At 63.7% G+C, this 11254-nt stretch carries 9 protein-coding genes; 5 read left to right on the forward strand and 4 right to left on the reverse strand.

Annotation, left to right across the window (positions count from 1 at the left end):
* Positions 1–152 precede the first annotated feature (152 nt).
* The 5 genes from YH3_RS02165 (at position 153) to YH3_RS02185 (ending at position 6026) form a co-directional block, all read left to right on the forward strand.
* Entirely contained in the window at positions 153–1772 is a 1620-nt protein-coding gene (locus tag YH3_RS02165) for an ABC transporter substrate-binding protein (protein ID WP_063315312.1), read from the forward strand.
* Between the two features lie 127 nt (positions 1773–1899).
* Complete coding sequence (locus YH3_RS02170) at positions 1900–2856, forward strand: ABC transporter permease (protein ID WP_003943571.1); 957 nt, start codon at positions 1900–1902, stop codon at positions 2854–2856.
* Positions 2849–3943 (forward strand): ABC transporter permease, encoded by a 1095-nt coding sequence (locus YH3_RS02175; protein ID WP_007735813.1) that lies wholly within the window; start codon positions 2849–2851, stop codon positions 3941–3943. Before YH3_RS02170 ends, YH3_RS02175 begins: the two co-directional genes overlap by 8 nt.
* Positions 3940–5037 carry an ABC transporter ATP-binding protein gene (locus YH3_RS02180; RefSeq protein ID WP_003943600.1) on the forward strand — a complete coding sequence of 366 codons (1098 nt, stop codon included), beginning with the start codon at positions 3940–3942 and terminating at the stop codon, positions 5035–5037. Before YH3_RS02175 ends, YH3_RS02180 begins: the two co-directional genes overlap by 4 nt.
* Positions 5037–6026, forward strand: coding sequence for an ABC transporter ATP-binding protein (locus YH3_RS02185; protein ID WP_064442916.1), 990 nt, complete (start codon positions 5037–5039; stop codon positions 6024–6026). Before YH3_RS02180 ends, YH3_RS02185 begins: the two co-directional genes overlap by 1 nt.
* On the opposite strand, the gene YH3_RS02190 is transcribed toward YH3_RS02185, so the two are convergent.
* The 4 genes from YH3_RS02190 to lysX all read right to left on the reverse strand — a co-directional run.
* Positions 6027–6626, reverse strand: coding sequence for a histidine phosphatase family protein (locus tag YH3_RS02190; protein ID WP_003943544.1), 600 nt, complete (start codon positions 6624–6626; stop codon positions 6027–6029).
* Between the two features lie 5 nt (positions 6627–6631).
* Positions 6632–8041 carry a diguanylate cyclase gene (locus tag YH3_RS02195; protein ID WP_064442917.1) on the reverse strand — a complete coding sequence of 470 codons (1410 nt, stop codon included), beginning with the start codon at positions 8039–8041 and terminating at the stop codon, positions 6632–6634.
* A 78-nt stretch (positions 8042–8119) separates the two neighbouring features.
* Complete coding sequence (locus YH3_RS02200) at positions 8120–9010, reverse strand: alpha/beta fold hydrolase (protein ID WP_082239123.1); 891 nt, start codon at positions 9008–9010, stop codon at positions 8120–8122.
* A 13-nt stretch (positions 9011–9023) separates the two neighbouring features.
* On the reverse strand, positions 9024–11254 hold a 2231-nt coding region (gene lysX, locus YH3_RS02205), incomplete at its 5' end, for a bifunctional lysylphosphatidylglycerol synthetase/lysine--tRNA ligase LysX (RefSeq protein ID WP_238592506.1).

Genomic DNA, 11254 nt, shown 5'->3' on the forward strand with positions numbered 1-11254 from the left:
CGCTGGCCAGGGTCGGTTTACCTGACTGTTGAGGCCTGCAACTTAACCGATTCCACTGAGCGAGACTCGATCCAATTTTCTGTGCCTCCCATCACAGACTGTTTCGTGTTCAACATCACGTCACGGTCTTACCCCGCCTTGGAGGCATTCGAATGAGTCGTAGTTCCCGCCGCGGAAGTCGCAGATTGGCTGCGGCTGCGCTGGCGATCACCGCAAGTATGTTCCTGGCGTCGTGCGCCGACAACGGCTCGAGCAATGGCGGCGGCGAATCCGCTGATTCCGGTTCCTCACTGAAGATCGGCATGGTCAACGAGCAGGCCGATCCCGGCACTCCCACCAAGGGCGGCACGCTGACGTTCAGCGGTTACTCGGCGGTCACGACTCTCGATCCCGCGAAGGCTCAGGTTGCCGGCGCCACCGGTGGCAGCGAGCTCAGCGCCATCTACGACGTGCTCATGCGTTACGACCCCATCGGGCAGAGGTTCGAGCCCAAGCTCGCTCAGTCGCTGGAAGCGAGTTCGGACAGCAAGACCTGGACGCTGAAGCTCCGCGACGGTGTGAAGTTCAGCGATGGCACAGCTCTCGACTCGAAGGCCGTCGCCGACAGCATCAACCGCTACGTCACCAACAAGGGACCTCAGTCGAGCCTGTGGGCTTCCAAGGTTGCCTCGATCGACACCCCCGACGCGACGACCGTAGTCTTCAACCTCGTTGATCCGTGGACAGGCATCCAGTCGATGCTCGCCACCGGACCCGGCATGATCGTCGCCCCGAGCGCCCAGCAGGGTGACCAGTTCACCCCGATCGGCGCCGGCGCCTTCACCCTCGAGAAGTTCGCTCCCAACGAGGAACTGCTGTTGGCTGCTCGCCCCGACTACTACGACGGCGCACCGAACATCGACAAGCTCAAGCTGATCAGCATCGTCGGCGCTCAGCCCACCGCCGAAGCACTCAAGACGGGCGGCATCGACGCCGCGTACATGCGTACGCTCACCCCGATCCTGGATCTGATCGAGTCGGGTTACCCCGGCTTCGTCGACATCCCGTCGCTCGGTTACATCGCCAACGTGAACATGGCCCCGGGCCGCCCGGGCTCGGATGTCCGTGTCCGCCAGGCGATGGCGCTGGCCGTCGATCCGGAGACGCTCAACACCCGCGTCAACAACGGCAAGGGACTGCCCGGCCAGGAGATCTTCCAGGACACCTCGCGCTGGCACAACGACGTCGCACCGATCGGCGTCGATCCCGCCAAGGCGAAGGAACTGCTCGATCAGGCCAAGGCCGACGGCTACGACGGAAAGATCACCTTCCTCTCCATCCAGGAACCGTCCGCACAGGCAACGGCTCTGGCCATCCAGGCGATGCTCAACGCAGTCGGCTTCGACGCTCAGATCGAATACGTCACCGGTGCAGGTGATCTGGTCAAGCGGATGTACGCCGATCACGACTACGACATGAGCACCGCAGCACTGAGCCTCGCCGAGGCCGATCCCTACGAGCGTCTGTACACGGGCATCAAGTCCGGTGGCCGTAACAACGCGACCGGCTACTCCGACGCCGAAATGGATGCTCTCTTGGACAAGTTGGGCGTCGCAACCACCGACGAGGACAAGAAGGCAGTCCTGGCACAGATCCAGGAACGCGCCAACGAGACCGTCCCGTGGCAGGTATGGGGCAACGTCGCCGCACTCGACGTGTGGAACCAGAACGTTCACGGACTCGAGCAGAGCCTCGACGGAATCGTGCTCTTCGACGGAGCTTGGAAGTCCTAGAGAGCCTGAAGTTCACAGCCGGCCCCGCGCCCGTATTGCAGCGGATCGGGGCCGGCTGCGAACGAAGAAATGAAATCAGAGGAACTGCTGTGTATTGCGAGCTCGCTGTCCGAAGGAGACGAAATCGATGAACATCGGCGCAATAGGTAAGAAATTGGGCCAGCTCGTCATTGTGATCCTGATCGTCAGCTTCGGAACCTTCGTGCTGGCATCACTGATCCCCGGCGATCCCGCTGTCTCCGTTCTCGGTGAAGGCCGAACGCCTGCCGAGTACGAGGAAGTTCGGCAGCAGCTCGGACTCAACGATCCACTCCTGGTTCGCTATTGGGACTGGCTGACCAGCGCTCTCCAGGGCGACCTCGGCAACTCGCTCGTTCCCCCGCAGCAGGACGTCCTCACCGCGATCAGTTCCGCTCTCCCCGTCAGCGTTCAGTTGGCAGTGATGGGTCTGGTCATCGCACTCGTCGTCGCAGTTCCGCTCGCACTCTGGTCGGCGCACCACGAAGGCGGCGTCATCGACCGCGTCATCAGCGCCGCGACATTCGGTGTTCTTTCCGTCCCGAGCTTCCTCGCCGGTCTGTTGCTGATCATGGTCACCGTCAACTGGCTCGGCTGGTTCCCGCGATCACAGTGGGTGCGCATCGGCGACAGCCTCTCCGGAAACCTTTCACACGCAATACTTCCCGCGATCACCATCAGCCTCCTCGAGATGGCGATGTTCACTCGCGTTCTCCGATCCGACCTGGTGACGACGCTCCGTGAGGATTACATCCTCGCGTCGAAGGCCAAGGGAATGCCCACGCTGCGAGTGCTTTTCAGTGACGCGCTCCGCCCGTCGTCGTTCTCGCTCATCACGATGATGGGTCTGGCTCTCGGCGGCATGATCGGCAGCACCGTGATCGTCGAGACGCTGTTCTCACTGCCCGGAATGGGCACGCTCATCGTCCGCGCAGCGCAGCAGGGTGATTCGCCGATGCTGCTCGGCGCGGTGGTCGTGATCGCGGTCATCTACGTCCTCGTCAACAGTGCGATCGATGTTCTGTACACCTATCTTGACCCGAGGAGTCGTCGTGTCCATGTCTGAAGTGACGCCAGACGGAGCGGCCCCGTCGCCGGCCCCGTCCGAGGTGATGACATACCGGCAGCAGACAGTCCTGCTGGCTCCCGGTCCCGTCGAGACGCTGGAACAGCCCAAGAATCTGGTCCTGATCGGATCGATTCTCACAGTGGTCGGCGTTGCGCTGCTCGGCACCGCACTCTTCGGTTCAGCGATCATGATGACCGTCCGCATCGTGCTCGCGCTCGTTGCCCTGGTTTTCCTCTTCAAGGGGCTCGGCAAACTCGGTACGTCCAAGTGGGGTAGTCAGTTCGATCTCTCGTACTGGTTGGCGTGCATCTGGCTGGTCGCGCTGATCCTGGCCGCGATCTTCGCGCCGCTGCTGCCGCTCGGTGAGTACAAGGACACGGTCAAGACCTTGGCCGAGCCGGGCTTCGCCTCGCCGAGCCTGCTCTCCGATCATCCGTTGGGTACCAACAACTTCGGTCTCGACCTGCTTGCCCGCGCCCTGTTCGGTGCTCGCGCCTCCTTGACTGTCGCCATCTGCGCCGTGCTGATCGGCATGATCATCGGTGGCACCATCGGCGTCATGGCCGGCTATTTCCGTGGCAAGGTCGACGCCGTGGTCGGAATCCTGACCAACTCGCTGCTGGCCATTCCTTCTCTGGTGCTGCTCATCGCACTGGCCGCGGTGCTCACGTCGAACCTGCGCAACATCACCCTCGCACTGTCGATTCTCTGCATTCCCAGCATGGTTCGAATCGCCAGGGCAAACACCATCGTCGTAGCCCAACGCGAGTTCGTGCTTGCCGCGAGAGCCATGGGCGCCACCAAATGGCGCGTCATCTGGCGCGAGCTGGTTCCCAACGTCCTCGTTCCCGTCGCCGCGCTCGGACTGGTGGCCGTTTCCGGCCTGATCGTCGCGGAAGCATCACTGAGCTTCCTCGGACTCGGTATCGCACAACCTGATCCGACCTGGGGCAACATGATTGCGGAAGGTCAGGGCGGGATCGTGGAGAAGCATCCGTTCATCGTCCTGGTACCAGGCGTCTTCCTCTTCCTTACGGTGTTCTCCTTCAACCTCATCGGCGAGAAGTATCGGAGTAAGCTGTGACCACTTCAGCTCAGAACGGCGTTCCGCTGCTGCAGGCGGACAACATCAGAACCGTATTCGCCACTCCCCGTGGCCAGTTGCGAGCAGTCGACGGTGTCTCGATCCACGTCTCCGCCGGCGAAACTCTCGGCATCGTGGGTGAATCCGGTTCCGGCAAGTCGGTTCTCGGGCGCACTATCATGGGACTGCTCCAGAAGGGCCCGGCTCTCGACATCAGCGGGACGGTGACGTTTGCCGGCCGCGACATGTCGACGATGAAGAAGTCGGAGATGAAGCACTTCTGGGGACCCGAGATCGCCATGGTCTTCCAGGATCCGATGACCTCGCTCAATCCGTTCAAGCGCATCGGTACCCACATCACCGAATCCTTGAAGTTCCACCTGGGTCTGAAGAAGGACGCGGCCCGCGATCGCGCAGCGGAACTCCTGTCGATGGTGGGTATCCCCGAGCCCAAGCGTCGGCTCGACCAGTACCCCCACGAACTTTCGGGAGGTATGCGACAGCGCGTGGTCATCGCGATGGCGCTGGCTTGCGAGCCGAAACTGCTGATCGCCGACGAGCCGACCACCGCTCTCGACGTGACGGTGCAGAAGCAGATTCTCGATCTGCTCGCCTCACTCAACGACAAGCTCAACATGGCCGTCATTCTGATCAGCCACGACCTCGGTGTGGTCTCGGGTCGATCGGACCGTGTTGCGGTCATGTACGCCGGTTCCGTCGTGGAAACGTCGGCGACCGAAGAGTTGTTCACTCGTCCTCGCCACCCGTACACCGAAGCGCTGATGGCCGCGATTCCGCGACTCGAGTCACCGACGCACACAGTGCTGCAGACAATTCCGGGCGGTCTCCCGGACATGACGAAGCCGATCACCGGCTGCCGCTTCGCCGCCCGCTGCCGTTACGCCCAGGACGACTGCCTGACCGGCGACCCGGCCCTGGCTCCCGGCGGACCGGGGGACAACACAACCGAAAGCCACACGTTCGCGTGCCACTACCCGGTCGACACCCCCGAAGGCACAACGGCATTGGTCGCCAACGAGAAGGCCGGCACTACCGCAGCGGGCCTGACGCTCGCGGTGAAGGAGATGGTCTGATGACTGCAGCAACCGATACCAGGAAGCCCGAGACGGTGGACGCGGCCCTGACGGTCGAGGACTTGGTCGTCGAATTCAACGTCGGCAAGGGCCAGACCGTTCACGCCGTGTCCGGAATCAGCTTCACCGTCGCGCCGGGCGAAACCTTGGGCGTGGTCGGTGAATCCGGCTGTGGCAAGTCCACGGCGGGCCGGGCGATCATGCAGTTGCCCTCACCGACGTCGGGCTCGATCCGCCTCGGAGAGACGGAAATGACGGCACTGGGCGCGGAAGAATTGCGTCGCAGCCGCACTCAGTTGCAGATGATCTTTCAGGATCCCATCTCCTCCCTGAATCCCCGTCGCAAGGTCAAGGCTCTCATCACCGAGGGTCCGTCGATCTGGGGTGGAAAAGACAAGGCCGCCATCGAAGCTCGGGCGCGCGAGGTTCTTGCCGAGGTCGGGCTGGACCCGGACATGGTGTGGGATCGAACCCCACGCGAACTCTCGGGTGGTCAGTGCCAGCGCGTGTGCATCGCCCGCGCATTGATGCTCGACCCCAAGGTCCTGATCTGTGACGAGCCGGTCTCGAGCCTCGACGTGTCCGTGCAGGCGCAGATTCTGAACCTGCTCGAGGATGCGAAGAAGCGTCACGGGCTGTCTTTGCTGTTCATCGCGCACAACATGGCCGTAGTGAAGAACATCAGTGACCGCGTGATGATCATGTACTTGGGCCGCGTCTGCGAAATCGTTCCCGCAGAAGACATGCAGAACCGCGCGCTGCACCCGTACACGCAGCTACTGCTGGCGTCGATTCCCGATCCCGACGCCACCGTCACCGCGGCGCAGAACGTCGAGCAGAAGGTCATCGAACTGCCCTCGCCGCTCAATCCGCCCAGTGGCTGCCGCTTCCGCACGCGGTGCCCGCTGGCTACTGATCTCTGCGCCGAGGAAGTTCCCGAGCTGCGTCTCGTCGAGGGCGGCCATCAGGTGGCGTGCCACCACGTGTGACTACACGCGAAGCATGTTGCGTACGTGACCGGTTTCGTTGATCGACCCGACCCTGCGGCTTCCGTTTCGCGACACGAGAATGCGCGTGACGGACACGTACTCGATCGGGAAGGTCAACGGGCGCTCCAGTCCGAGCAGTTCCTGCAGAACGATGTTGACGACGCCGCCGTGGCAGAAGATCGCCACGGTGGCGTCGTTGTCCGTTGCCGCGACTATCTCGTCGATCGCACCGAGGACTCGCGCACGAAAGGCGTCGCCGTCCACCGACTCGGGGAGCCAGCCCGCTTTGATGCGCGCATAGGTTTCCGGCGCCCGCTCCAGGACCTCGTGCATCGGGATGTAGTGCGGCTGCTCGTAGTCGTATTCCGCCAGACCCTCGCGCTGGGTGACCGGAAGGCCCAATATCTGCGCTACCGGGGCTGCGGTCTCGAGTGCGCGCTTCTGCGGGCTGCTGAAGAGTCCGGTGATCCGGTACGGCGCCAGTGCTGCGGGCAGCCGTAGTGCCTGGGCACGACCTTCGTCGGTCAGCGAGGGATCTGCGCGGCCTTCGGTGACCTCGGCCAGTTCGGGGAGCGCGTGTCGGATCAGGAGTAGTTGCACCTACGTCACCTTGCCATGTAGAGATCGAACGCCACCACGAGGTTTCGGCCGTCGCGTTTTGCCTGGTACATCGCGTTGTCGGCGATATCGAGCAGAGTCTCCATGCCCGGCATCGCGCGATCGGCCCAGGCGACGCCGATACTGACCGTTCCCGCGAAACCGCGAATGGATCGCGCGTGGTCCTCTTGCGCCTCTCTGATGCGCTCCGCGAGCTGGATGGCTTCCTCGAAGGTGCAGTCGGCGGCGGCGACGGCAAATTCCTCACCACCCAGTCGGCCGGAGAGTCCCAGCCCTTCGGTAGCGGCGAGGAGGGTGTTTCCGAACTGTTCGAGGACCGAATCGCCGGTGAGGTGGCCGAGGTTGTCGTTGATCGATTTGAAGTGGTCGAGATCGAGCATCATGACGGCGATCGGTCGTTGTGCCGCGTGCTGGGCGTCGAGGAGTTCCTGCGATTGGGTCCAGAACGCGTGGCGACTCAGCGTTCCGGTGAGGGCGTCGCATTCGGCGATGCGTTGGAGTTCTCGCTCAGCGCGCCGCTGTGCGCCAGTGGCGACGGCTACGGCGATGGGGGAGAGTGCCATCAAGATGACGGAGATCCGGGTGGTCACCCCCTCACTGAGTAGGTGCACCGGATCTGCCAGTGCCAGACGTCCCTTACCCGCCATGACCAGTGCCCACGCGCTCCATCCGGCTGCCAGGAGCGAAGTGCTGAACAGTGAGACACGCATTGCGCACCACAGGAGCGCCGGCATCGGCAGCAGCAGCGCAAGGGCTCCCTGGACCTCCAGGGCGAGTGGCAGACAGGCCAGGAGAGCGGCCAGAGGTGCCAGGATCTGTGCGAGCCGCCTCAAGTGCAGACTCTGCCGCACGGACGGCCCGCAGGTTCTTCGAATGTGTTCGAGCGTCGGTGCCGACAGAACGATCGGCAGCACGATCAGATACGTACACAGGTCGGCGAAGAACCACCCCACCAATTCCGTTGCCGCACCGCTTCCTTCGTGGAGTTGAGTGCGTAGTGCGCTGGCGGACCCGGCCGTGAACGACGCCAGAACCGAGATGAGGAAGATTCTGGCCGTGTACTTCGTCTCGGAGATTCGCCGTGGAAAGCAGCCGAGCAAGTTCGCGGCGATCAATCCTGTCGTGACGCCGACCAGATTGATCGCATTCAGTTCGAAGGCCCTCTGCACGGGGCTTCCGGTCGCAAGATCCGCCGTCAGCAGCGCTGCGCCGCCGACAGCGAGTCCGATCGGCGCAAACGAGCGCGGGTTACGGAGGAGAATGCCCAGAAGGATCGCGTTGGCGGGCCAGAAGGTCGACAGAAAACCGGGCGGACGGGCGGCGATGCCCGCCAGGGCGACAACGAGGATCGCCACGAAAATCAGGCACGAGCGCACCCGACGTGTCGAACGGTCCATGGTCAGCCTGTCGTAGAAAGCAGAAGCTGTCCGAGACTAGCAATGATCCGGCTACTGTCCGAGTTGTAACTTTAAGTGTCATCCCCGACGGTTCGGCTGCGTGAGGCGCCGAATCAAGTTCGCCAACTCCTCGGGCTGATCGATCATCGCGTGGTGATGCGCCGGGCGCAGGACGTGAAAACTCCCGCCGAGGTAGGTGGCGAGTTTCTGCTGCTTTGCCATCCAGGCGATGGACCAGGGAGTGGTGTGGCCAGTGTGTGCAGCAACGACGCTGAGGTCGATGTCGGGCAGTGGATGCTTGCTCGAGCGTCGTAAAGCGGTGAGCTCCAGCGCCATATCGGTGTACGCGACGTATTCGATCATCGCCGCTTCCAGATAATGAGGCTCGCGGTAGATCTTCCGCACCCATTCGAGAGTGGCTTCGGACGACCCGCTCGGCGGCACGGACTGGTTGAGGATCTTGCGCGTCGTCGTACCGAGGAGTCGTTGGAGCCCGGTGGTGCTGAACGAAGCCGCGGCGGCTCGGGAGGCGATCAGCAGCAGGTCGCGGGGGAAAAGACGTTTCGGCTCCTTCTCGGCACTGGAATCGAGGAGGAGCATCCCCGCCGCCCGGTCGGGGAACAGGCGCGCGAAGCCTTCGACGTAGAAGCCGGCGATGGAGTGGCCGACCACCACGGCCGGACCACTCAGTCCCAGAGTGTCGAGCACGTCGCGGATCCGCTCAGCTTCGCCGCGGACGGTCGGAACTTCGGAAGACGGCTCGCTGAGCCCGAAGCCCGGGCGATCGAAGCGGACGACGGTGTGGTCCGACTGAAGATGACGCGCGCAGTCATCCCAGTCGAACCAGTTGCCCGCCAGCCCGCCGCACAGGACGACGACGGGGCCGTCGCCCTCTGCAAGAACATGCAGTCGGCTCTCGCCGACTTGCAATATCTCGCCCGGTGGTTTCACGTGGAACAATTCCGGCACGCGAGAATCCGGACTACTGACGCGGTTTCGCGAGGGGGAAGGCCAGCGTCTCGCGGATGCTGCCACCCGTGATCAGCATGACGATTCGGTCGACGCCCATCCCGAGACCACCCGTCGGCGGCATCGCGTGTTCGAGGGCTTGGAGGAAGTCTTCGTCCAATTCCATCGCTTCCGGGTCGCCGCCGGCCGCGAGCATCGACTGCTCGGTGAGCCGGTTGCGCTGATCCACAGGGTCGGTCAGCTCGCTGTATGCGGTTCCGAGTTCGACGCCCCACGCCACCAGGTCCCACTTCTCGGCGACGCCGGGGATGCTGCGGTGCGGCCGGGTGAGCGGCGACATCGAGGTGGGGAAGTTGGTGTAGAACGTCGGGAACTCCGTGTAGTCCTCGACCAGGTGCTCGTACATTTCCTGCGCGATGGCGCCGGTATCCCAGCTGGACTGGTACGGGATCTCGTTGGCGTCGCACAACTTCTGCAGGTCTTCGAGACTTGTCTCGGGGGAGACGTCGACACCAAGTTTTTCGGCGACGGCGCCGTGCATCGTCTTCACCGGCCACTCACCGGAGATGTCGACCTCGACCAGTTCGCCGTCCGGGCCGGGACGCATGATGATCTCGCGACCGAATGCTGCGACGGCCGCCGCCTGGATCAGCTCGCGGCACATCCGCATCATGCCCTCGTAGTCGCTGTGGGCTTCGTATGCCTCGAGGATCGTGAACTCGGGATTGTGTTTGAAGTCGACGCCCTCGTTGCGGAACACGCGGCCGATCTCGAACACCTTCTCCATACCGGCGACGCACAACCGCTTCAGGTACAGCTCGGGTGCGATGCGGAGATAGAGGTCGAGGTTGTACGCGTTGATGTGTGTCAGGAACGGAGCGGCATTCGCGCCGCCGTGCACCTGCTGCAGAATCGGGGTCTCGACTTCGAGGTATCCGCGACCACCGAGTGAATCGCGCAGCGACTTCACGACGGCGCTTCGGGCCTCGAGCAGTTCGCGGGCCTTCGGGTTGAGGGCGATGTCGAGGTACCGCTGGCGGACGCGGGTCTCGGGATCCGAGAGGCCCTTCCACTTGTCCGGCAGCGGGTGCAGGCACTTGCCGTTCATGCGCCACTCGACGGCGATGAGCGACAGCTCGCCCTTGCGGCTGCGCCCGATGGTTCCGCTGACTTCGATCAGGTCACCGAGATCGAACTCGGCAGCGAACTCCGCCAACTTCTCGCGGCCGACGTTGTCCTGGTCGACCAGAACCTGGATGTCGCCGGACCAGTCGCGCACGTCCGTGAACACCACTCCGCCGTAGTCGCGGACCCGCAGGAGGCGTCCCGCGATTCGCACGCGGGTGCCCTCCGGTGACTTCGCTGCGGCGGCAATCGTGTGGGTCGGCGGATAGGCGACGGGGTACGCGGCGATCCCTTCGTCGGCCAGTTGCGCGAGCTTGTTCATGCGCACGCGGACCTGCTCGGGTCGACGCGGACCGTTGGTCGTGAACGTCGGCGCCGAGTCCGGCGGGCTGCCGTCGGCATGCAGTCCTTCGGAAGTCACCAGAGCTGCCGGCACCGCCGCATGCGTGCCCGTGTGCTTGACGACCTGGCTGGACTTGCGCCCGAAACTGGGCAGCACCACAAAGCCTTCGGCGATGGCCGACGCGAATCCGACGCGCGGCAGTTCGCGGTTGTCCTCGAAGCAGAGGAAGCGCGGCGCCCAATCCGGCTGGTATTTCACGTTCGAGCGGTACAGCGCTTCGAGCTGCCACCAGCGGGAGAAGAAGACGAGCACCGAGCGCCAGATGCGGAGGATCGGGCCGGCGCCGATGCGCGAACCTTCCTCGAACACCGAGCGGAACACGGCGAAGTTGAGCGAGACTCGCACGACGCCGATCTCGTCCGAACGTGTGGCCAACTCCGAGACCATCAATTCGACGACACCGTTGGGCGCCGTCGGCTTACGGCGCATCAGGTCGAGCGAAACACCGTTCGGTCCCCACGGCACGAGCGAGAGCATGCCGACGACGCTTTCGTCCTCGGTGCCTTCACCCATGACGGCTTCGACGAGGAGGCAATCGCCGTCGAGGTGATCGCCCAGTCGGCCGAGCGCCATGGAGAAGCCGCGCTCGGTGTCGGTGTCGCGCCAGTCGTCGGCGCGGATGATGACGGCTGCCATGTCCTCGGGCGGGATGTCGCGATGGCGTCGCATCCGCACGGTGACGCCGTGACGCCTCACGCGAGTGACGGCCTGGCGCA

Source organism: Rhodococcus sp. YH3-3 (genome assembly GCF_001653035.1).
Lineage (GTDB): Bacteria > Actinomycetota > Actinomycetes > Mycobacteriales > Mycobacteriaceae > Rhodococcus_F > Rhodococcus_F qingshengii.